Source organism: Paraburkholderia sp. BCC1885 (assembly GCF_900996235.1).
GTDB lineage: Bacteria > Pseudomonadota > Gammaproteobacteria > Burkholderiales > Burkholderiaceae > Paraburkholderia.
Genome location: NZ_CAAJGM010000207.1, coordinates 55,436 through 76,518 on the forward strand (window position 1 = coordinate 55,436; position 21,083 = coordinate 76,518).

General features: G+C 62.4%; 21 protein-coding genes and 1 pseudogene. 20 read left to right on the top strand and 2 right to left on the bottom strand.

Translation table 11 applies throughout. The features are described 5' to 3' along the window. Positions 1-420 (bottom strand): ABC transporter permease, encoded by a 420-nt coding sequence (locus tag FQ755_RS38705; RefSeq protein ID WP_222105753.1) that lies wholly within the window; start codon positions 418-420, stop codon positions 1-3. A gap of 259 nt (positions 421-679) precedes the next feature. Between FQ755_RS38705 and FQ755_RS18305 the strand changes: the two genes are divergently transcribed. From FQ755_RS18305 to FQ755_RS38715, 19 genes and pseudogenes are all read left to right on the top strand, one after another. Then, positions 680-2,071, top strand: coding sequence for an NAD-dependent succinate-semialdehyde dehydrogenase (locus FQ755_RS18305; protein ID WP_144156244.1), 1,392 nt, complete (start codon positions 680-682; stop codon positions 2,069-2,071). A 113-nt stretch (positions 2,072-2,184) separates the two neighbouring features. Next, positions 2,185-3,315 carry an NAD(P) transhydrogenase subunit alpha gene (locus FQ755_RS18310; RefSeq protein ID WP_144156245.1) on the top strand — a complete coding sequence of 377 codons (1,131 nt, stop codon included), beginning with the start codon at positions 2,185-2,187 and terminating at the stop codon, positions 3,313-3,315. Between the two features lie 12 nt (positions 3,316-3,327). After that, on the top strand, positions 3,328-3,651 hold the full coding sequence (locus FQ755_RS18315) for an NAD(P) transhydrogenase subunit alpha (RefSeq protein ID WP_144156246.1): 324 nt from the start codon (positions 3,328-3,330) through the stop codon (positions 3,649-3,651). Next, entirely contained in the window at positions 3,648-5,102 is a 1,455-nt protein-coding gene (locus FQ755_RS18320) for an NAD(P)(+) transhydrogenase (Re/Si-specific) subunit beta (RefSeq protein WP_144156247.1), read from the top strand. Before FQ755_RS18315 ends, FQ755_RS18320 begins: the two co-directional genes overlap by 4 nt. Positions 5,103-5,133: 31 nt before the next feature. Next, positions 5,134-6,168, top strand: coding sequence for a zinc-dependent alcohol dehydrogenase (locus FQ755_RS18325; RefSeq protein WP_144156248.1), 1,035 nt, complete (start codon positions 5,134-5,136; stop codon positions 6,166-6,168). Positions 6,169-6,203: 35 nt separating this feature from the next. Beyond that, positions 6,204-8,036: an NAD(P)H-dependent oxidoreductase subunit E gene (locus FQ755_RS18330; protein WP_144156249.1), complete on the top strand. Its 1,833-nt coding sequence runs from the start codon at positions 6,204-6,206 to the stop codon at positions 8,034-8,036. Beyond that, the gene (locus tag FQ755_RS18335; RefSeq protein ID WP_144156250.1) at positions 8,033-8,773 is read left to right on the top strand and encodes a 2Fe-2S iron-sulfur cluster-binding protein; all 741 of its coding nucleotides are present in this window, start codon (positions 8,033-8,035) and stop codon (positions 8,771-8,773) included. The genes FQ755_RS18330 and FQ755_RS18335 overlap by 4 nt, the downstream gene beginning before the upstream one ends. Continuing rightward, positions 8,770-9,369: an NADP oxidoreductase gene (locus tag FQ755_RS18340; protein WP_222105754.1), complete on the top strand. Its 600-nt coding sequence runs from the start codon at positions 8,770-8,772 to the stop codon at positions 9,367-9,369. The genes FQ755_RS18335 and FQ755_RS18340 overlap by 4 nt, the downstream gene beginning before the upstream one ends. A 20-nt stretch (positions 9,370-9,389) precedes the next feature. After that, complete coding sequence (locus FQ755_RS18345; RefSeq protein WP_144156251.1) at positions 9,390-10,904, top strand: Ni/Fe hydrogenase subunit alpha; 1,515 nt, start codon at positions 9,390-9,392, stop codon at positions 10,902-10,904. Further along, the gene (locus FQ755_RS18350; protein WP_144156252.1) at positions 10,901-11,395 is read left to right on the top strand and encodes a hydrogenase maturation protease; all 495 of its coding nucleotides are present in this window, start codon (positions 10,901-10,903) and stop codon (positions 11,393-11,395) included. Before FQ755_RS18345 ends, FQ755_RS18350 begins: the two co-directional genes overlap by 4 nt. Beyond that, positions 11,388-11,735: a hydrogenase maturation nickel metallochaperone HypA gene (locus FQ755_RS18355; protein WP_144156253.1), complete on the top strand. Its 348-nt coding sequence runs from the start codon at positions 11,388-11,390 to the stop codon at positions 11,733-11,735. Before FQ755_RS18350 ends, FQ755_RS18355 begins: the two co-directional genes overlap by 8 nt. A 19-nt stretch (positions 11,736-11,754) precedes the next feature. Further along, entirely contained in the window at positions 11,755-12,657 is a 903-nt protein-coding gene (gene hypB, locus FQ755_RS18360; RefSeq protein ID WP_144156254.1) for a hydrogenase nickel incorporation protein HypB, read from the top strand. After that, positions 12,657-15,101, top strand: a complete 2,445-nt coding sequence (gene hypF / locus FQ755_RS18365; protein WP_260858684.1) for a carbamoyltransferase HypF — start codon at positions 12,657-12,659, stop codon at positions 15,099-15,101. The genes hypB and hypF overlap by 1 nt, the downstream gene beginning before the upstream one ends. Next, positions 15,092-15,412 (top strand): HypC/HybG/HupF family hydrogenase formation chaperone, encoded by a 321-nt coding sequence (locus FQ755_RS18370; protein WP_144156255.1) that lies wholly within the window; start codon positions 15,092-15,094, stop codon positions 15,410-15,412. Before hypF ends, FQ755_RS18370 begins: the two co-directional genes overlap by 10 nt. Continuing rightward, positions 15,409-16,599: a hydrogenase formation protein HypD gene (gene hypD, locus FQ755_RS18375; RefSeq protein WP_144156256.1), complete on the top strand. Its 1,191-nt coding sequence runs from the start codon at positions 15,409-15,411 to the stop codon at positions 16,597-16,599. Before FQ755_RS18370 ends, hypD begins: the two co-directional genes overlap by 4 nt. After that, positions 16,596-17,642 carry a hydrogenase expression/formation protein HypE gene (hypE, locus tag FQ755_RS18380; RefSeq protein ID WP_144156257.1) on the top strand — a complete coding sequence of 349 codons (1,047 nt, stop codon included), beginning with the start codon at positions 16,596-16,598 and terminating at the stop codon, positions 17,640-17,642. The genes hypD and hypE overlap by 4 nt, the downstream gene beginning before the upstream one ends. Before the next feature lie 69 nt (positions 17,643-17,711). Next, positions 17,712-18,416, top strand: a complete 705-nt coding sequence (pgl, locus tag FQ755_RS18385) for a 6-phosphogluconolactonase (RefSeq protein WP_144156258.1) — start codon at positions 17,712-17,714, stop codon at positions 18,414-18,416. 38 nt (positions 18,417-18,454) lie between these two features. Further along, positions 18,455-18,835, top strand: a pseudogene (locus FQ755_RS38710) (diguanylate cyclase domain-containing protein); the annotation flags it as partial. A gap of 47 nt (positions 18,836-18,882) precedes the next feature. After that, positions 18,883-19,095 (top strand): EAL domain-containing protein, encoded by a 213-nt coding sequence (locus FQ755_RS38715; protein WP_409937525.1) that lies wholly within the window; start codon positions 18,883-18,885, stop codon positions 19,093-19,095. A 110-nt stretch (positions 19,096-19,205) separates the two neighbouring features. Here the strand turns inward: FQ755_RS38715 and FQ755_RS18405 are convergent, their stop codons facing one another. After that, complete coding sequence (locus FQ755_RS18405) at positions 19,206-20,420, bottom strand: IS701 family transposase (protein ID WP_144156260.1); 1,215 nt, start codon at positions 20,418-20,420, stop codon at positions 19,206-19,208. A 192-nt stretch (positions 20,421-20,612) separates the two neighbouring features. Here FQ755_RS18405 and FQ755_RS38720 point away from each other — a divergent pair, with 192 nt between their 5' ends. Beyond that, positions 20,613-20,831: an EAL domain-containing protein gene (locus FQ755_RS38720; RefSeq protein WP_409937526.1), complete on the top strand. Its 219-nt coding sequence runs from the start codon at positions 20,613-20,615 to the stop codon at positions 20,829-20,831. The last annotated feature ends 252 nt before the right edge of the window (positions 20,832-21,083 follow it).

The following is a 21,083-nucleotide window of genomic DNA, read 5'->3' on the forward strand; positions in this document are numbered from 1 at the left end:
TTATCGATGCCGATGAAGAAATGCTATACGGGAATATCGAGGCGCAGGCGACTCACGAACATAGTCCGCGAAATGCCGAGGCGGCGGCATGCAGACCAGCGGGCTGCCAACCGGCCCTGACATCATCGGGCCCAGCGTGAGGGCCGGCAAAGCGAATACCATTGCGGAGGCGCGCGGCAGCAGCAGGAGTTCGACCGGGTTCAGGCCTGGTGCGCGAATCGCATCGACTTTCTCGTTGATTTTCATTGAGCCAATTTGCGCTGTAAGTGCACTAACGGTGCGGCCCGCAAGCAAGCTCGAAGCGCGCAGGATACCGAACTCGCGCAGGAATGAGAAGCGGACCAGATCGATCGTGTAGACACTCGCTCCGAATCCGTCGAGTGTCGTGCCGTCCGATGCATGAACGCTAACATATGCCAAACGTCGAACGAGTAGGCCGCGTCATCGCCGAGTGCACTGTCACTGCGGCGTTGCGAGCAGAACGTGCTGGCTGATTCCACCTCGATACGATCCACATTAAAGCCGAGCCGGAATCATCAGTGGTTCAATGAACGTCGGGGCGCACGCTTCCATTGACCTAGATCAAGACGGGCACTGTCGGGGAGGGGAAACTAAATAAACACATTCTTCCTCTTGCGACAGGTAAACAGGAACTGTCGTATCCATAACGGAGATCATTATGTCGTATGCGACCACAAATCCTTACACCGGTGAAGTGATTAAGACGTTTCCAGAAACAACGGATGCCGAAGTGATTGCGGCGATCGAAAACGCTCACGCCGCGTTCCTCTCCTGGAAGAAGACCTCATTTGTCGAACGCGCCAGGATCATGCAAAAGGCGGCCGACATTCTGCGCAAAGACATCGATGCCTATGCCAAGCTGCTCACCCTGGAAATGGGCAAGGTGATCGGCGAGGCGAAGGCGGAAGTGGAGTTGTCAGCCAATATTTTCGAATATTACGCGAGGAACGCCAGAGCGCTGCTCGCACCGGAAAGACTGCCCGTCGAGGATATCGCCGAAGGCGAGGCAGTGATTGTGCACGACCCGCTCGGCGTATTGCTGGCGGTTGAGCCATGGAACTTCCCGTATTACCAGGTTGCTCGAATCATCGCGCCGCAATTGTCCGCGGGCAACACGATACTGCTTAAGCACGCCGGCATCGTTCCACAGAGCGCGGCGGCGTGTGAGAAGCTCATGCTGGAGGCAGGTCTGCCGAAGGGGGTATTCCAGAACCTTTATACGGCACATTCACAGATCGAGCTCATCCTCAATCACCCCCTGGTGCGGGGTGTGGCTCTCACCGGCTCCGAAGGCGCTGGCGCCGTGGTGGCTTCGCTGGCAGGCAAGGCAATGAAGAAGTCGACGCTGGAACTCGGCGGCGCGGATGCGTTCGTGGTGCTCGCCGATGCCGATCTTGAAAAGACGGTCAAGTGGGGGGTCTTCGGCCGCCACTGGAATGGCGGACAGGTCTGCGTTTCTTCCAAGCGGATGATCATCGTCAAAGAGCTCTACGATCAGTACCTTGAGCGCTATACCGCTGGCGTGGCCGGTCTGCATGCGGGCGACCCGTTCGATCCGGCGACGACGTTGGCGCCCATGTCATCGCAGGGCGCGGCCGACGAACTCAAGGACAAGATCCGCCAGGCCGTCGCTCACGGCGCCACGGCGACGGAGGTTGGGCCCAAGGTTCCCGGGCAGGGCGCGTTCGTACAGCCGACGATTCTGACCAACGTCGCCGAAGACAATCCGGCTCGTTATTGGGAATTCTTCGGGCCGGTCTCGATGTTGTTCCGCGCGAATGACGAGGACGACGCCGTCCGGATCGCCAACGACTCCCCGTTCGGTCTCGGCGGCTCGGTGTTCACCTCAGATCTCAAGCACGGCGCGAAGGTTGCCCAGCGGATTTCGACTGGCATGGTCTTCGTCAATCACCCGACGATGGTCAAGGCGGATCTGCCTTTTGGGGGCATCCGTCACTCCGGCTATGGCCGCGAACTGCTCGGCCTCGGCATCAAGGAGTTCGTCAACCACAAACTCATCGACGTGGTCGACATCAACGCCGCATTCTGACGAAAGCGACCGCGGGCTGCGGTCCAGAAGGCTGCGGCCCGTGAGCTACCTTTCCTGGCGATCCTGCCGCTACGGCGCCCGGATACTTACCTTTTCGCGTCGCGGGGTTTTCGATGGCGATCAAGATTGCGGTTCTCAAAGAGACTCGGCCCGACGAAACGCGTGTGGCGCTCGTGCCCAGCGTCGTCGACAAGTTGATCAAACTTGGCGCGCAGGTCTTTATGCAATCGGGCGCGGGTGGCGCCGTCAAGCTGCCCGATGCCGTTTTCAACAATGTGACCTTCGTCCCGGTTGTCGAGGATCTTGTGCGGGATGCGGACATCGTTCTGGCCGTTCAACCGCCGAGCCTGGAGGCAGTGGGTGCGATGCGAGAGGGCGCGACGCTGATCTCCTTCGTCTACGCGGACAAGGAGCCGGCGCTAGTGAAGCTGCTTGGCGACAAGAAGATCACCTGCTTCGCCATGGAGCGTATTCCGCGCATCACCCGCGCTCAGGCGATGGATGCCCTGTCGAGCCAGGCGACCCTTTCCGGATACTATGCCGCCCTCCTGGGTGCCACCCATCTTGCGCGTATTCTGCCCCGGATGACCACGGCTGTTGGCGCGCTCCGCCCTGCCACCGTTCTGGTCATGGGACTGGGCGTTGCGGGCCTGCAGGCGCTGGCCACCGCCCATCGTCTCGGTGCCGTCGTGGAGGGCTACGATGTGCGGCCGGAGACCAGAGAGGAGGCGGTCTCCGTCGGGGCCAGGTTTGTCGACACCGGCGTCGACGCCCGCGGCGAGGGCGGCTATGCCCGCGAACTGACCGAGGATGAGAAGGCCAAGGTCGCCGCAGTGGTCACCGCTCATATCCAGCAGGCCGATATCATCATCACCACCGCGTCGGTGCCCGGCAAGGCGGCACCCAAACTGATCAGCAAGGCCCAGGTGGAGGGTATGAAGTTGGGCTCGGTCATCATCGATCTGGCCGCCGAAAGCGGCGGCAACTGCGAACTGACGCAGCCTGGCCAGACCATTCGCGCCGGTCAGGTGACCATCGTCGCCCCGCTCAATGTGCCCGCCATGCTCGGAGAGCACGCAAGCGAACTCTACGCCAAGAACCTGCTCAACCTGCTCAACCTGCTCATTCACGACCAGCAGGTCAAGCCCGATTGGACCGACGAGGTCGTCGCAAAGACCGCCTTGACCAGCAACAATCGGCCGACCGACGCGGCGCCGGACCGGACGACGGCGATCGCCGTTTAGGAGAGGGTATCAATGGATACGCACATCGCAATCACGGGCTTTGTCGCCGTGTACATTTTCGTTCTGGCAGCCTTCACCGGCTATGAGGTGATCTCGCGCGTACCGGCGATCCTGCACACCCCGCTTATGTCGGGCTCCAACTTCATCCACGGCATCGTTGTGGTCGGCGCGCTCTACGCGCTTCTCAACGCGACCTCCTGGCCCGAGCAGGCGATCGGTTTCGTCGGCGTGCTGCTTGGTGCCGCCAACGCGGGCGGCGGCTACGTGGTCACCGAGCGGATGCTCGCGATGTTCAAACCCAGCGGCACCCGCAAAGCGAAAGGGGACCTGTCATGATCTTCGAGTGGATCATCGGCGCGAGCGATTTCCTGGCCGCCATCCTGTTCATCTTGGGCCTCAAGCGGATGTCGTCGCCGCTGACGGCTACTTCGGGTATCGTGACCGCCGGGATCGGCATGCTGGTGGCGGTACTCGCTTCGTTTCTCTACGCCTTTTCGGTCGTTCCTGCCGCCAGGGCCCACGTACCGGTCAATTTCGCGCTCGCCGTCCTGGCGCTTGCCTTGGGATTGGGTTGGGCCTGGTGGCGGGGCCGGAGCGTCGCGATCACGGCGATGCCGCAGATGGTCGCCCTTTATAATGGCATGGGCGGCGGCGCGGCCGCGGCGATCGCGGCCGTGGAGCTGTTCGGCGGACGAAATCACGATTTAACGCTCCTCGGCATCACGGCGCTGGGCGCTCTGATCGGCTCGGTCTCGCTGTCCGGGTCGGTCATTGCCTGGGCCAAGCTGGATGGGCGGATCAACAAGCCATGGCGCTTCAAGGGGCAGCAGGTCTGCAACGGCCTCGTCTTTTTGATCGCCGTGGGACTTGGTCTGTATCTGGCGATCGCGCCGCAGGGCGCTGAGCGTCTGCCGCTTGTCGGCATCTTCTTCGCCGCCGCCCTGCTGTTCGGCGCGCTGATGACGGTGCCCATCGGCGGCGCCGACATGCCAGTGGTTATCTCCCTCTACAACGCCTTCACTGGCCTCGCGGTCGGTCTTGAGGGATACGTACTGCAAAACCCCGCGCTGATGATCGCGGGGATGGTTGTCGGTTCGGCCGGTACCCTGCTGACGCTGCTCATGGCCAAGGCGATGAACCGTTCGGTCAGTAATGTCCTGTTCAGCAATTTCGGCGATGTAAGCATCGAGCAGCAGGGCGAGATCAAGGGCAGCCTCAAGCCTGTCGAAGCGAGCGACGCGGCCATCGCCATGCGATACGCCGGCAAGGTGATCATCGCGCCGGGCTACGGCCTCGCCGCCGCGCAGGCGCAGCAAAAGCTCTATGAGTTCGTCAAGCTGCTTCAGGCGGCCGGGGTCGAAGTCAAATTCGCGATGCATCCCGTCGCTGGCCGCATGCCTGGCCACATGGACGTGCTGCTCGCCGAGGCCGGGGTTCCCTACGACCTGCTCGAAGAGATCGACGAAGCCAATGAGGAGTTCAGCACCGCTGACGTCGCGCTCGTCATCGGCGCCAACGACGTCGTCAACCCGGCGGCACGCACCAACAAATCATCTCCGATCTACGGCATGCCGATCCTCAATGTCGATCAGGCCCATCAGATCTACGTGGTCAAGCGCGGGCAGGGAAAGGGTTATGCCGGCATCGAGAACGAGCTGTTCTACGCGGAAAACTGCAACATGGTCTATGGGGACGCGCAGGCCGTGCTCGCCAGGATGGCCCAGGCGGTGAAGGACCTGGCACCGTCAACTGGGGCGCTACCCCAGGCCGTGCCGGCGGTCGTCTAGGTCAGAAGCGAATCCAACTGAGGAACACATCATGAAAACGCAAATGCAAGCCGCTGTGGTTGAAGAGTTCGGCAAGCCGCTGGTGCTGAAGGAACTCGACATTCCGACACCGGGCCCGGGCCAGATTCTGGTCAAGACCGAAGCCTGCGGCGTATGCCACACCGATTTGCACGCTGCGAATGGGGACTGGCCGTTAAAGCCAGCGTTGCCGTTCACGCCGGGCCATGAGGGTATCGGTATTGTCACCGCCCTCGGCGCGGGTGTGACGGCAGTGAAGGAGGGCGACCGTGTCGGCGTGCCCTGGCTGTATTCCGCCTGCGGACACTGCGAGTTTTGCCTCGCGGCACGCGAGCCCGTGTGCGCCGAAGCACAGTTCGGCGGCTACACGAAAAACGGTGGATTTGCCGAATACATCGTGGCGGACCCGAGCTACGTCGCCCACATCCCGGCAGGTCTGGCAGCGCGCGAAGCCGCACCGCTGATCTGCGCAGGCATCACTTCGTACAAGGGCATCAAGGAGACCCAGGCGCGGCCCGGTGAATGGGTCGTGGTCTCCGGCGTTGGCGGACTGGGCCATCTAGGTATTCAGTATGCCAAAGCAATGGGCTTGCACGTGTGCGCGGTCGATATCGACGACGGCAAGCTAGCCCATGCGAAACGCCTCGGCGCCGATGCCGTGGTCAACGCGAAGGACGGCGACCCGATTGCCGCCGTAAGAAAGGCCACTGGCGGCGGCGCGCATGGCGTGCTGATTACGGCGCCGTCTCTTGGGGCGTTCAAACAGGGCGTCGGCATGACGCGCAAATGCGGTACGTGCGTGCTGGTAGGACTGCCGCCGGGCGAATTTCCCACGCCGCTGTTCGATGTCGTCGCCAACTGCATCACGATTCGCGGCTCCTTCGTCGGCAATCGCCGCGATATGGCGGAAGCGCTGGCTTTTGCTGCCGACGGCAAGGTCAAGGCCGACATCGAACTGCAGCCGCTGTCGGCGATCAACAACGTGTTTCATCGCCTGGCACACGGCGATGTGCCGTCGCGCGTGGTGCTCGAGTTCGCGAGCCGTTGACCGTAGAGGCGCCGAGCGCGCAAGGGAGAGCTAACGTGGCTGCGGTACCCGATCCTCAGTCCAGCCCCGGACCTGCCAGTCTGGAATCCGGGTCCGTCGACGTTCTGCTGTTGCGCGCGGGGCATGATCCCCATGCGCTGGTCCAGATTCTTCGCGAGGCGCAAGCACGGCACACGTGGCTGTCACGCGATCTGCTTGGCTATATCGCCGGCGCGCTTGGCCTGACACTCGCACATGTGGAAGGCGTCGCAACGTTCTATCGCTTTTTCCATACGAGCCCTGCCGGCGAATACCGCGTGCTGTTCAGCGACAACATCACCGACCGCATGCAGGGTAACGCGGCCTTGCTGGATGATCTCTGCCGGCGCCTTGGCGTCGAGCGCGGGCAGATGCGCGAGGATGGCCGGGTCAGCGTCGATTTCTGTTCCTGCACGGGTCTCTGCGATCAGGGGCCGTCCCTGCTGATCAATCATCATCAGGTGGTCACGCGGCTCGACGCCGGGCGTATCGCGCAGCTTGCAGAGCTGATTGAATCGCGCGTGCCGGCAGCTCAATGGCCAGCGCACTGGTCCCGGGTAGACGATCACGTTCGTCGTGCCGATGTCCTGCTTGGCACGACGCTGATACCGGGTTCCGCGATTGCGGCCGCGCTGGCACGCGGCGTTCCCGCGCTGCTCGACGAGATGAACCGCTCGAATCTGCGCGGGCGTGGCGGCGCCGGCTTTGTCACCGCCATGAAATGGCAGCTCTGCCGCGACGCCAAAGGCTCTGAACATTACATCGTATGCAACGCGGACGAAGGCGAACCGGGCACGTTCAAGGACCGCGTATTGCTGACCCGTCACCCCGACCTGGTGTTCGAAGGGATGACGATCGGTGCGCTGGCGATCGGCGCGCGGCGCGGGATGCTGTATTTGCGCGGCGAATACCGCTACCTGCTCGAGTCGCTACTGGACGTGCTGCAGCGCCGCCGCGTTGCGCACTTGCTGGGGGATTCAATTCTGGGCCATGCAGGTTTCGATTTCGACATCGATATCCACGTCGGCGCCGGTGCCTATGTGTGCGGCGAGGAGTCGTCGCTGATCGAATCGCTGGAGGGCAAGCGCGGCACGCCGCGCATCCGCCCGCCGTTTCCGGCGGAACACGGCTATCTGGACCAGCCGACCGTGGTGGATAACGTCGAGACCCTGTGCGCTGCCACGCACGTCGCGTTGCAGGGCGGCGCGTGGTGGGCGGCCATTGGCACGCCGAAATCCACCGGCACCAGCCTGCATTCAGTCTCGGGCGACTGCGAGCGGCCGGGCATCTATGAATATCCGCTGGGCACCAGCGTGGACCGTATCCTCGAAGATTGCGGCGCGCGCGATACCCAGGCGGTACAGGTCGGCGGGCCGTCTGGGAAGTGCCTTTCGGCCATCGAGTTTGGCCACCGGATTGCGTTCGAAGACGTGCCCTCGGCGGGGGCCTTCATGGTATTCGACCGCTCGCGCGACATGTTCGAGGTGGCGCGCAACTATGCCGGCTTCTTCGCCGAAGAAAGCTGCGGGTTCTGCACGCCATGCCGGGTCGGCACCGCGCTGGTGGTGAAGAGCATGGACAAGCTCGCCGCAGGCCGGGGCTCGCGTCATGACGTGGACCTGCTGTCGGACATCGACAGCTTGATGCACGGCACCACTCATTGCGGGCTCGGCGGCTCAGCCTGTAATGCGTTGCACGACACGATTGTGAAGTTCCGGCCCGCCTATGAGCGGCGTCTGAAGTCGCTGGAATTCGAGCCTGCATTCGATCTCGTCGCCGAGATCGAGGCGGCACGCCGTGTGACCGCGCAGGATGACGGCACGGCCACGCAACGGGAGGGCGCAGCATGAGCACACCTGTCAACGCGGGCAGTACCAACGGTACCAGCCACGCTTTCTCGCTCGACGGTGAGGACGTCCCATTCGAGCCCGGCGACACCATCCTGCAGGCCGCGCGGCGGGCGGGCCGTTATATTCCGCACCTGTGCTGGCATCCGGACTTTCATCCGCAGGGTTCGTGCCGTGTGTGCACCGTGAAGGTCAAGGGCCGCCCTGGTTCGGCCTGCACGATGCACGCCGCTGACGGGCAAAAAGTCGAAAGCAATACCGACGAGCTGAACGCCGAGCGAAAGATGCTGTTGCAGATGCTATTCGTCGAGGGCAATCACTTTTGCCCCTCGTGCGAAAAAAGCGGCAACTGCCTGCTGCAGGCGACGGCCTACGAGATGAACATGGAGGGCGTGCTGTTCGACGAGTTCTATCCGCGCCGGCCGATCGACGCGAGCCACCCCGACGTCATGATCGACTTCAACCGCTGCATTCTGTGCGAGCTATGCGTGCGGGCGAGTAACGATATCGACGGCAAAGACGTTTTCGCCATCGCCGGGCACGGCATCGGCACACACCTGGTGGTCAACAGCGTCAGCGGAAAGCTCGTCGATACCGATATGGATCTCACCGACCGGGCCGCGACCATTTGCCCGGTTGGCGCGATTCTGCCCAAGCGGCGGGGCTTCGTGATTCCGATCGGCGAGCGCCGCTACGACCCGCAGACGGCTGCCGATCCCGACACGCAGGAGGCGTCATGAGTACGGCCACGAGCGCGGAGATGGGCGCGGCACTGGACGTCGATGCAGCCCACCGGCCTCGCAAGCTGAAGGTGGCGACGGTCTCGCTCGCCGGTTGCTTCGGCTGCCATACATCGTTCCTCGATATCGACGAGCGGCTGCTGGAACTGGTGCAACACATCGAGTTCGACCGCTCGCCGCTCACCGACATCAAGGAAGTCGGGGTGTGCGACATCGGTCTGATCGAAGGTGGTGTCTGCAATTCCGAGAACGTGGAGGTGCTGCGTGCTTTTCGCGCGCACTGCAAGACGCTGGTGGCCATGGGCGCCTGTGCGATCAACGGCGGCCTGCCGGCGGAGCGCAACCGGTTCGCGCTGGCGGACGTGCTCAACGAGGTCTACCGCGATCGCGCCGGCCTTCGCGAAGGCAGCGCGATTCCCAACGATCCGGAATTGCCGGTCCTGCTCCAGCAGGTGCGCCCGATTCACGCAGTGGTTCATGTCGACTACTTTTTGCCAGGTTGCCCGCCGTCGGCGGATGCGTTCTGGAGTTTCCTGAACGACCTGATGGCCGGACGCACGCCGCATCTCGGCCACGCCCTGATGCACTACGACTGACAACGGGAGAGCACTGCACCATGAGCTTCGACCTCGAAACGGCCGCCAATCCGAAAGGATTGCGGCGTGTGGCTATCGACCCGGTATCGCGCGTCGAAGGTCACGGCAAGGTGACGATCCTGCTGGACGAGCAGCAGCGCGTGCAGCAGGTGCGCCTGCATATCGTCGAGTTCCGCGGCTTCGAGAAGTTCATCGAAGGGCGGCCGTACTGGGAGGTCCCGGTGATGGTGCAGCGGCTGTGCGGCATCTGTCCGGTGTCGCACCAACTGGCGGCGTCCAAGGCGATGGATCAGGTGGTGGGCGCACGGCCGGTCACGCGCAGCGCGGAGAAAATCCGCCGGCTGATGCACTACGGTCAGGTCATGCAGTCGCATGCGCTGCACTTCTTCTACCTGGCTTCGCCCGATCTTCTGTTCGGCTTCGATTCGGAGGTCGACTTGCGCAATATCGTCGGGGTGGCACAGGCGCATCCCGACATCGCCAAAAAAGGCATCCTGTTGCGCAAATTCGGCCAGGAGCTGATCCGGGCCACGTCGGGGAAGCGTATCCACGGCACGGGCTCCGTGCCGGGTGGCATGAACCGGCATGTCAGCCAGGCCGATCGCGACATGCTCTATCGGGACGTGGATCAAATGATCGTGTGGGCGGCCGAAGCGGTGGACATCGCCAAACAGCTGCACGCGCAAAATCCGGCCCTCTACGACGGCTTCGGCAGCTTCCGTTCGAACATGCTGTCGCTGGTGCGCGCGGACGGCGCAATGGATCTCTACGACGGCGTACTGCGTGCCCGCGACGCCGACGGTGCGATCATCTTCGACGGTGCGAGCGACCAGGACTATATGAGCCTGATCGAAGAAGAAACGCGCCCCTGGACCTACATGAAGTTTCCGCATCTGCGCAGCCTCGGACGCGAGACTGGCTGGTATCGCGTCGGGCCGCTTGCGCGCGTGCAGAACTGCGATTTCATCCCCAGTCCGCTGGCCGAAGCGCAGCGCAAGGAGTTCGTCGACTGGGGCAAAGGCTCGCTGGTCCATGCGACGCTCGCGTACCACTGGGCGCGCATGATCGAGGTCTTGCACGCGGTGGAGGTCATCAAGGATCTGCTCGACGACCCCGATATCCTTCAGGGGGAGTTGATGGCGAGCGGCGAGCGCCGCGCAGGCGGGGTGGGCATCATCGAAGCGCCGCGCGGCACGCTGATTCACGACTATCGCGTGAATGCCGACGATCTCGTCACGCAATGCAACCTGATCGTCTCCACGACGCACAACAACCAGGCCATGAACGAGGCCGTGCGCTCGGTGGCACGCGAATACCTGGATGGCAAGACGTTGACGGAGGGGCTGCTCAACCGCGTCGAGGTCGCGATCCGCGCGTTCGACCCGTGCCTGTCCTGCGCCACGCATGCATTGGGACGGATGCCGCTGGACATCGTGCTGCTGGGACCGGGTGGCGAGCCGGTCGATCACATGACGAAGTCGCACGATGGCGAGGTGATGCGCCATTCGCTGGCGGGCATGGGAGCGATAGCATGAGCGCGCCGCTGCTGGTATTCGGATGGGGCAATCTGAGCCGCGGGGACGATGCGCTCGGTCCATTATTCGTGCAGCAACTGCGCGTGCTGGCTGGAGCCGAGGCCGGCAGCCGCGTGGACTTCCTTGAGGACTATCAGCTTCAGGTCGAGCACGCACTCGACCTGGCTTCCCGCGAGCGCGTGCTGTTCGTGGACGGCAGCGTGAATTGCGCGACGCCTTTCGAGGTCGCCACGCTGCGCCCATCGCGCGACACCAGTTTTACGACACACGCGATCTCGCCGCAAGCAGTGATGCACGTGTATCGGGACCTGTACCACGCCGCACCTCCTGCGTGCACGCTGCTGGCTATACGCGGCATGCATTTCGAATTAGGGGCGCCCCCCGGTGCCCTCGCACTCGATCATCTGGCACGGGCGTTGGCATGGGGGCAGTCCTGGATCGAAGGGCGCGCGGTGGCGCCTTTCGGCTTGGCCGAGACCGCCCATGCATGAACTCAGCCTTGCTGGCGGCATCGTGAGCATGGTCGAAGCAGCCGCCGTGCGCGAACACTTCCGGCGGGTTGCCCAACTGCGTGTGGAGATTGGCGCACTCGCCGGTGTCGAGCCCCAGGCCTTGCGTTTCGCGCTGACCGCCATAATGCCCGGCACTTGCCTCGCGGGCGGCGAGATCATGATCGACGAGATTCCTGGTATCGCCTCGTGCCTGAACTGCGGCGCCAGCGTGGAGATAGCAAGCCACACCGAAGCGTGCTCGCAGTGCGGCCAGTTCACGCTGAAGGCCACGGCTGGCACCGACCTGCGCGTAGTCGACATCCTTGTGTTCGACGATTGAAATTTCTCAGGAGAGGTCCATGTGTGTCGTCTGTGGTTGTGAAAGCGGGGCTGGCCCCGAACCCACTCATACCGATGATGAGGCGCCCGGCGCTTCGCATGTCGCACTGACGTCTGCCAATGGCGACCTGCATTACGGCACCGGCGTTGCGCGCTTGTCGGTGCCCGGCATGAGCGAGGCGCGGGCGATTCGCATGGAAGCCGACGTGCTGGACGAAAACCGGCGTCACGCTAACCGCAATCGGGCCCATTTCGCCTCGCACGGTGTGACGGCACTGAACCTTGTGTCCAGCCCGGGTTCGGGCAAGACAACATTGCTTTGCGCCAGCATCGAAGCGCTGAAGATGCGTCGGCCACGCCTTGCCGTCGCGGTGATCGAGGGCGACCAGCAGACCAGCGTCGATGCCGAGCGGATTCGCGCCACCGGCGCGCCGGCCATTCAGGTCAACACCGGACGCGGATGTCATCTGGATGCGCAAATGGTAGGTGAAGCCTTTGCGCACCTCGATCTTCACGCCGCCGCGCATCACGTGCGTCACGCCGGAGCGATGCTGTTCATCGAAAACGTCGGCAATCTGGTCTGCCCCGCGCTATGGGATCTGGGCGAGGCTGCCAAGGTCGTGGTTCTGTCGGTGACCGAAGGCGACGACAAGCCGCTCAAGTATCCGGACATGTTCGCCGCCGCGACGCTGATGGTCATCAACAAGATCGATCTGTTGCCCTACGTTAGCTTCGATGTGACCCGATGCATCGAGTATGCGCGGCAGGTCAATCCCACCATCGATGTGATTCGCGTCTCGGCTACGCGCGGCGACGGCATGGACGACTGGCTGAACTGGTTGCTGCCGCCACGCGCCGATGAGCATCTCCGACCCCGGAAGCAGTCCTTCCAGCGGCGCACTGGGCTGCAACAGGTCATGTGATGGAAATGCCTCTCTGCCTGCACGCCGTTCGCGATGACGACCCGCTGGTAAGCCAGCGGGGCGGCGAGGCGATTCGTGTGCGCGGCCTCGTGCAGGGCGTTGGCTTCCGGCCCGCTGTCTGGCGTCTCGCGCACGATTGCGGCGTGAGCGGCACGGTCTGCAACGACACCGAAGGCGTGCTGATTCATGCGTGGGCGGATATGCCGGTGCTTGACCGCTTCGTCGCGGGCTTGCATGGCCGCTGTCCGCCGCTTGGGCGGATTGACTCGGTGGAGCGGCGTGCGGTTTCCGATACGTCGCCATCGCCCGGCGTATTCAGGATCGTTGCGAGCGGTGGTGGTCTTGCCCATACGGGCGTGGCTCCCGACGCGGTGACTTGCCGGGCCTGTCTTGACGAGACGCTTGATCCATCGGGTCGCCGCTATCGCTATCCGTTCACAAACTGCACGCATTGCGGACCGCGCCTGTCGATTGTCGGCGCGATCCCCTACGATCGTTGCGCTACGACGATGGCTGCATTCCCGCTGTGCGCCGCCTGTCGCCGGGAATATGACGATCCCGCAGACCGGCGCTTTCATGCGCAAGCGATGGCCTGTCCGGTGTGCGGGCCACGGGTATGGATCGAGCGGGCCGATGGCTCGGGGGAACGAGGCGATCCGCTTGAGACCGCGTGTCGTTATCTCCGGCTCGGCGGCATCGTGGCGATCAAGGGGCTGGGTGGTTTTCAGCTTGCGTGCATGGCGACTGCGCAGGCGACGGTGACGAAATTGCGCGTGCTGAAGCGCCGTGCGCGCAAACCGTTCGCGTTGCTGGCGCGAAACATGACGATGATCGAACGGTATTGCGTCGTGAGCAATGCAGACGCGGCGCTGCTGCAGAGCGCCGCGGGGCCTATCGTCATCATGCCGGCGATCGGGCAGCTAACGGGCGGCGAGCTTTCCGGCGTGGCGCCGGGCACCGCGACGTTAGGCTTCATGCTGCCATCGACACCGTTGCATCATCTGATCATGCGTGCGCTCGACGTCCCACTTGTGCTCACTAGCGGCAACGTCGCGGACGAACCGCAATGCACCGCGAACGACGATGCTCGCGTCCGGCTCGCGAGTATCGCCGATGCATTTCTGATGCACGATCGCGACGTTGCCTCACGCATTGACGATTCAGTGGCGAGAGTGCTGCACGGCGTGCCGCGCCTGCTGCGCCGCTCGCGTGGCTACGCGCCTGCGCCGCTGCGACTGCCGCATGATTTCGCCGCCGCGCCACCGGTGCTTGCGATGGGCGCGCAACAGAAAAACGCATTCTGCCTTCTGCGCGAAGGCGAAGCGATCCTCTCGCATCACATCGGCGAGCTTGAAAACGGCGAGACCTATCGCGATTACAAGGCGTCGCTCGAGCGATATGAAAAGCTGTTCGGACGCGACGCGCGCATTGTCGCGGTCGATCTGCACCCCGAGTATCTGTCGCGCAAACTCGGGATAGACATCGCGCGGCAACGGAGTCTGCCGCTTGCCGGGATCCAGCACCATCACGCGCATTTCGCTGCATGTCTCGCGGAAAACGATATCGGCCTCGCTTCGAATGTTCTCGGCGTCGTCCTCGACGGCCTTGGTATGGGCGTTGGGCATGGCCTCTGGGGCGGTGAATTCCTGCTGGGTGGATATGTCGACTGCGCGCGCGTGGCCAGCTTGATGCCGGTGGCGTTGCCGGGCGGCGCGCGCGCAGTCCTCGAACCGTGGCGCAATACCTACGCCCATTTGCGCGCCAGCCTGGGGTGGGCATGGGTCTCGCAGCGATACGCCAGGCTCGAGCTCGTTCGCTTTCTTGCCGGCAGGCCGCTAGCGCTGCTTGAACAGATGATCGAACGCGGAGTGAACAGTCCGGTCGCGAGTTCGGCTGGGCGTCTGTTCGACGCGGTCGCCGCCGCAAGCGGCGTATGCCGCGAGCGGGCGCAGTACGAAGGGCAGGCCGCAATCGAATTCGAGGCGCTGATCGACCGGCGGACGCTGCACGACGAAGATGATGCACTGGCTTATCGGTTCCGCATCGGGGAAGCGTCGGACGCCGGAGACCCGCTTCTGATCGACGCGAAGCCGATGTGGATTGCGCTGCTCGACGACCTGATGCGCGCTACGCCGGCGCCGGTGATCGCCGCGCGCTTTCATAAGGGGTTCGCGATCGCGATCGTGCAGATGGTCGAGCGTGCGCTTGAGTCGAGGCCGCGTGGATCGGAGCTTTCAGTGCGCACGGTCGCGCTGTCCGGGGGCGTCATGCAAAACGCAGTGCTTTTCGAACAGCTTTCGCAACGGCTTGCCGCATGCGGCGTGGTGGTGCTGGCTCATCGCATGGTGCCCGCGAATGATGGCGGCATTGGGCTGGGGCAAGCCGCGATTGCCGCCGCGCGTGCGGTTGCAGGCATAGAGCAAAGGAACCCGTCATGTGCCTAGGCATTCCCGGACAGATCATCGCCATCCACGATGCGGTCAATAACCTGGCGCTGGTTGAGGTGAGTGGGGTACGGCGGTTGATCAACATCGCGTTCATTGTCGACGAAGAGCTGCCGCCGGCTGCGTGTGTCGGTGACTGGGTCCTTGTCCATGTCGGTTTCGCCATGAGCCGTCTCGACGAGGCAGAGGCGATGCACACACTCGCGTTGCTGCGCGAACTCGGTGAAATGGATGAGGCGGGAGAATTGGACGAGTTGGACGATCTGCGGAGCGCGACAGATACTTTCAGCGCGACAGGAAGCACACCATGAAATACGTCGACGAATTCCGCGATCCGGACAGAGCCCGTGCACTGACGCTCGAGATTCATCGGCTAGTCGAACGGATCGACCGCACACGCGGTGGTCTGGAGCGGTCGTTGCAGATCATGGAGGTGTGCGGTGGTCACACGCATTCTATTTTTCGCTACGGGATTCACCAGATGCTGCCGCCGGAGGTCGAGTTCGTGCATGGTCCCGGTTGCCCCGTCTGCGTGCTGCCGATGGGACGCGTCGATGACTGTGTGGCGCTCGCTGAGCGGCCCGAAGTGATCTTCACGACCTTCGGCGACGCCATGCGCGTACCAGGCTCCCGCACGAGTTTGCTTAAGGCCAAGGCCGACGGCGCTGACGTGCGGATGGTTTATTCTCCACTCGACGCGCTGGAGATTGCGCGTGCGAACCCGCATCGCGAAGTGATCTTCTTTGGGCTCGGCTTTGAAACCACGATGCCGAGCACGGCAATGACGGTGCTTCAGGCGCATGCGGGGCATATCGAAAATTTTTCGCTGTTTTGCAACCACATCACCATCATTCCAACGCTCAAGGCTATTCTCGATTCGCCGGACCTGCGCCTCGACGGATTTCTCGGCCCGGGACACGTCAGCATGGTGATCGGAACCCGTGTGTATCGCTTCATTGCGGAGCAGTACCGGCGACCGATTACCGTCGCCGGATTCGAGCCGCTCGATGTGTTGCATTCGGTTTTCATGGTGTTGCGCCAGATTGCAGAGGGCCGCTGCGAAGTGGAAAACCAGTATGCCCGCATCGTGCCCGAGGATGGCAATGCGCAGGCGCTGTCGGCGATCCAGCAAGTATTCGAGCCGCGCGAGTTCTTTGAATGGCGCGGGCTTGGATCGATTGAACACTCCGGTGTGCGGATTCGCGATACGTTTGCCGCGTTCGACGCCGAGCGTAAGTTTCCTGTAGCCAACCTGCAGTTTTCCGATCCGCAGGCGTGCCAGTGCGGAGAGGTCCTGAAAGGTCTCATTAAACCGCATCAGTGCAAGGTGTTTGGCACTGCGTGTACACCAGACCGGCCACTTGGCGCCTTGATGGTTTCGAGCGAAGGCGCGTGCGCGGCGCACTATCGCTACGCACGCATCGATACCTCGGCGCTGACCGGACGCGCCGTTGTTCGGACTGGATCCGCTCCGGCGGCGCTGCGAGTGCAAGCATGAATGACAGGATCAACAAACTGCGGGACGTGACGATCAATCTCGGGCACGGTGGTGGCGGCCGGGCGATGCGCGATCTGATCGAAGACGTATTCGTCGCTACATTCGACAATCCTGCACTCGCGGCGCTGGAGGACCAGGCGGTGTTTCCGCTTGCCGAACTTGCGCGACACGGCGACCGCCTTGCATTTACCACCGATAGTTATGTCGTCGATCCGCTGTTCTTTCCCGGGGGCGACATCGGCGCGCTGGCGGTATCGGGCACCGTCAATGATCTCGCGATGTCGGGTGCAAAGCCGCTCTTCCTTTCATGTGGGATGGTGATAGAAGAGGGGTTTGCTGTCGATACACTGCGTCGCGTCGCGGCCAGTATGCAGCGGGTGGCGATCGAGGCGGGCGTATCGATTGTGACCGGCGACACCAAGGTGGTCGAGCGTGGCAGCGCGGACAAGCTGTTCATCAACACGGCCGGGATCGGCATCGTACCGGCGGGAGTGAATATTTCCGCCCGCCGCGCCCAGGTGGGGGACGCCGTAATCGTGAACGGCTTTCTTGGGGACCACGGCGTGGCGATCCTGATTGCAAGGCAGCAACTCGCCTTGCAGGCCGACGTTGCCAGCGACTGCGGGCCGCTGGGCTCGCTGGTAGCGACGATGCTCGGCGCGTGCGACGACATTCATTGCATGCGGGACGCGACGCGCGGCGGTATGGCGACTGTGTTGAACGAATTCGCGACTTCGTCGGACGTTGCGATCCATATACAGGAGACCGCGATACCGGTACGGGAAGAGGTCAGGGGCGCATGTGAACTTCTCGGGCTCGATCCGCTCTATCTGGCCAACGAGGGCAAACTGATTGCGCTCGTACCCGCGCGCTGCGCACAGCGGCTACTTGCAGCAATGCGCCGCCATCCGGCTGGAACACACGCGGCCATCATCGGCGAGGTGGTCGCGCAGCCCGCAGGGATTGTGATCCTGCAAACGGAGTTCGGCGGTCAGCGAATTGTAGACATGCTGGTCGGCGAACAGCTGCCGCGCATCTGCTAGCGCGGTCATCATTGCGATGTCCTGCGGGGCAGCAGCGATTTACCTGGAAGAGAACCACTAGGAGAAGCAATGATTACGTTTTATGAGTTCGACGACCAACAGTCCCAATCCGACGCCTTGGCGAAGGCGGTAGGCGACGCTTTACAGACGTCCCTCGCCGCTCGGGCAGCTTCGGCCGCAAATGGTCCGGGCCACGTCACGCTTGCGGTGTCTGGCGGCAGTAGTCCGCGTCCATTTCTGCAAACATTGTCCACTCAACCGTTCGACTGGGCGCGCATTGACGTGACGCTGGTCGACGACCGCTGGGTTCCCGAAACGGATAGCGACAGCAATTCGCGTTTTGCGCACGAGACGCTGTTGCAGAATGCCGCGCAAGCCGCTGCGTTCTGGCCGCTAGTCGATACCAGCGAATCGCTCGACGCGCATGTCGCCGCGCTAAATACCGACGCCGCTCGCGTGGTGCCGGACGTCGCGGTCCTGGGCATGGGCGAAGACGGCCACACCGCATCGATCTTCGCGGATTCGCCAGAATGGGACGACGCGATCACCACGACCGCACGCTTCATTGCTGTGCACCCGGGCAGCGCGCAGCATGCCCGGGTGAGCATGTCGTTATCCGCACTGAAACAGGTAGCCCATCTGTTTTTGCTGATTGCCGGCCCTGCCAAGCGCGACGTGCTGAACGCGGCGACCGCTACACTCCAAAGGAATGCCATTTCCCAGTTGATCAATGCCGCGGACGTGAAATTAAACGTCTACTGGTCTGCAAGTTAGCGATATCACGCGCGAGTCGACACGCAGGCACAATCGGATTGCTCTTTATCGACCTGGACAATTTCAAACGGGTCAATGACAGTCTCGGCCATCAGTAGGGTGACTCGCTGCTGGTTGCGACGGCGAACCGTCTCAACGGATGCGTTCGACCTGCGGACACGGTTGCGCGCCAGGGCGGCGACGAGTTCGTCATCCTGTTAGATCACCTCACCAGCGATGCGGCCGCCGAGGCGACCGTGATGGCTCAAAGAATACTCAAACTGTTCGAGCAGTCGTTTTCATTGGCGGGAAAGGAGTATGTCATCTCTGTCAGCGTTGGTATTGCGTTTGCCGACGCGACGGACAAAATGCCCGATGGGGACGCGTTGTTATTAGACGCAGTTATCGCGATGTATCGGGCCAAATCGGGCGGAAAGGCCCACTATGCCGTATTTGACTCAGACATGCGACCAATGCCGTCCTCCGGCTGGAACTTGAAAGCGCTCTCCGCGATGAGATCGCCCGGGAGCAAATGCACATGTACTTTCAACCGATCGTACAGTTGGCGTCCAGGAGCTTCAAAGAGGTCGAGGCGCTGGAGCGTTGGCAACATCCGACTTTCGGAGTGGTTGCACCTGCCGACTTCAGCCCCATTGCGGAAGAAACAGGCCTCATCATTCCACTAGTTCCACTGTGTTAACAAATTATTCGATTTTCCGGCCGCAGCACGGGCACCGCTCGAGACGGGCAAGCAGCGCGGCAGCAAGTTCCAGTCGCAGCGTTGTAATGGAGTCCGGCACATGGCGTTGCTTACGCAGGGGCGCCCCGGGGCCGGAAGCCTTCGGGTAAGGAAGACACTTTGCCGGGTAACCGATGAGCTGGAGTTTTTTTTTGCGCCACCAGGCGCTCGGTGACGAGAAAGCTGTATGCCGCTATGCACAGCGTCGCGTGGTGATGAAAGCCGCGCCAACTGCGTCCCTCGAAATGCCCCAGGCCAAGTTCCTGCTTGAGCTCCTGGTAATCACGCTCAATGCGCCAGCGCAGTTTTGCGAGTCCCACGAGCTCCTTGATTGGTGTATCAGCCGGCAACGTACTGAGGAAGTACCTGGTCGGCTCGACTTCTTCCCTGGGCCACTCGACGAGCAGCCATTGCTCCTCGAGGGTGTCAGCTGGCTGGGCTGCGCGGGAGGTGCAGTGCACCCGTATTGCCGCAAAGCGCGACGACAGGGCGGCGTTGGTGCCTTCACGCCATGTGAGCGTGCGAAAGCGCCGCGACGGTAGCTGCATGGCCAACTCTTTCGCCTGCAATGGCGCTTGAGCTTGCATCTGCAGGCTGACCGCGCCTGTCACCCCGACCACATACGTGAAGCCCATCGCTGTGAGCTGCTCGCGGAACTCGGTGCCTGCCCCGTAACCGGCGTCGGCGATAACCAGTTCGGGCAACGATTGCACCTCGGCGAGATTTTCGAGCAGTTGCAGCGCGAGCATCGGCTTGGTGACGAACTCAAACGCCTCGGGCACTTTGGCAGCCTTACGACGGTCTGCGTCATCGGCCCAGCTTTGCGGCAAATACAGCTGATAGCGCACCGGCAGACTGAAGCGTTCATTTGCGAGCGAGACGCTGACTGCGACCTGGCAATTGTCCTGTTTCCCGAGCTGGCCACAATATTGCCGAGCGACCCCGACCGAGTGCTTACCCTTCTTCGGAAAGCCGGTATCGTCAATAATCAGCGCCTCAGGCGAACCCGCTCGCCGGCTTACTCGCTCAAGTACGTAACCGCGCACCGTATCAAGCACCGCCTGATCAGACCACGGTGCATCGGCTACAAAGTGATGCAGGCGCTGGTGTTCCGAGCGCACCCGGTCCGGTGACAGATGAGCAGCCATGGGCTCAACGCTCTTGCGCTTGACCGGCAACATCAAGCCCGTACAGTAGCCACGAAAAGGCTCGACACGATCAGCGTGCCCAAGCGACTGAGCCATCAGGGACACATACTCCTCGAATCTCTTCGAAGTAGTTTCCATCGCTCTCCTCACAATGTGCTTGAAGATAAGCGAATCATGCCTTATTTTGTAACACAGTGGTACTAGGGCAGTGGATACTCGATGAGTCGTGCCGTCAGGTAGCGGTCTGGCAAAAGCAATTCCCATCCGAGCCGCCCCTGCAGGTCAGCGTCAATCTGTCGCCGCGCCAGTTCGAGCATCCGGATCTGGTCTATTGTCCGAGCCATTATATCGATGTCCGCCTCGCTGGGACTAACCGTGACGGCCAAGGGGGAGACCGAGGAGCAGGCGACGCTCCTGCGGGAATGGTCGTGCGACACGGCCCAAGGCTACTTGTTCGCGCGGTCCCTCGATGCGCAACATCTAGCTGATCTTCTGGGAGCACCGGAAGGCATCGAGGTGGCGGCCGGCACAGCGTGGCTCCGTTTGTGATGCGATCTTCGGATGTTGACTGTTGATGACCTGTCAGCAAGCAGCATGAATTGCAAAGTTTGACGACGGACTGAAGATCACCGAATCATTTTCGATATCGTCCCGGCATCGAGCGGGCGGCGATCGGCCCCCGGTGTCATAGTAGTTGTCGCCTCTGAATTTTTTTAATTTGAAGAAATCAGAGGTGTAGGTTGAAGACGAAACAAACGTATTCTGTCGAGTTCAAAGAGCAAGCGCTGTCGAAGGTCTTGC

Excerpts from the sequence above, each read along its gene's own strand:
- pgl (WP_144156258.1), top strand. The coding sequence starts at position 17,712 with ATGATTACGTTTTATGAGTTCGACGACCAACAGTCCCAATCCGACGCC.
- FQ755_RS18315 (WP_144156246.1), top strand. The coding sequence starts at position 3,328 with ATGGATACGCACATCGCAATCACGGGCTTTGTCGCCGTGTACATTTTC.
- hypD (WP_144156256.1), top strand. The coding sequence starts at position 15,409 with ATGAAATACGTCGACGAATTCCGCGATCCGGACAGAGCCCGTGCACTG.
- FQ755_RS18345 (WP_144156251.1), top strand. The coding sequence starts at position 9,390 with ATGAGCTTCGACCTCGAAACGGCCGCCAATCCGAAAGGATTGCGGCGT.
- FQ755_RS18370 (WP_144156255.1), top strand. The coding sequence starts at position 15,092 with ATGTGCCTAGGCATTCCCGGACAGATCATCGCCATCCACGATGCGGTC.
- hypB (WP_144156254.1), top strand. The coding sequence starts at position 11,755 with ATGTGTGTCGTCTGTGGTTGTGAAAGCGGGGCTGGCCCCGAACCCACT.
- hypF (WP_260858684.1), top strand. The coding sequence starts at position 12,657 with ATGGAAATGCCTCTCTGCCTGCACGCCGTTCGCGATGACGACCCGCTG.
- FQ755_RS18340 (WP_222105754.1), top strand. The coding sequence starts at position 8,770 with ATGAGTACGGCCACGAGCGCGGAGATGGGCGCGGCACTGGACGTCGAT.
- hypE (WP_144156257.1), top strand. The coding sequence starts at position 16,596 with ATGAATGACAGGATCAACAAACTGCGGGACGTGACGATCAATCTCGGG.
- FQ755_RS18405 (WP_144156260.1), bottom strand. The coding sequence starts at position 20,420 with ATGGAAACTACTTCGAAGAGATTCGAGGAGTATGTGTCCCTGATGGCT.
- FQ755_RS18305 (WP_144156244.1), top strand. The coding sequence starts at position 680 with ATGTCGTATGCGACCACAAATCCTTACACCGGTGAAGTGATTAAGACG.
- FQ755_RS18355 (WP_144156253.1), top strand. The coding sequence starts at position 11,388 with ATGCATGAACTCAGCCTTGCTGGCGGCATCGTGAGCATGGTCGAAGCA.
- FQ755_RS18320 (WP_144156247.1), top strand. The coding sequence starts at position 3,648 with ATGATCTTCGAGTGGATCATCGGCGCGAGCGATTTCCTGGCCGCCATC.
- FQ755_RS18325 (WP_144156248.1), top strand. The coding sequence starts at position 5,134 with ATGAAAACGCAAATGCAAGCCGCTGTGGTTGAAGAGTTCGGCAAGCCG.
- FQ755_RS18335 (WP_144156250.1), top strand. The coding sequence starts at position 8,033 with ATGAGCACACCTGTCAACGCGGGCAGTACCAACGGTACCAGCCACGCT.
- FQ755_RS18350 (WP_144156252.1), top strand. The coding sequence starts at position 10,901 with ATGAGCGCGCCGCTGCTGGTATTCGGATGGGGCAATCTGAGCCGCGGG.
- FQ755_RS18310 (WP_144156245.1), top strand. The coding sequence starts at position 2,185 with ATGGCGATCAAGATTGCGGTTCTCAAAGAGACTCGGCCCGACGAAACG.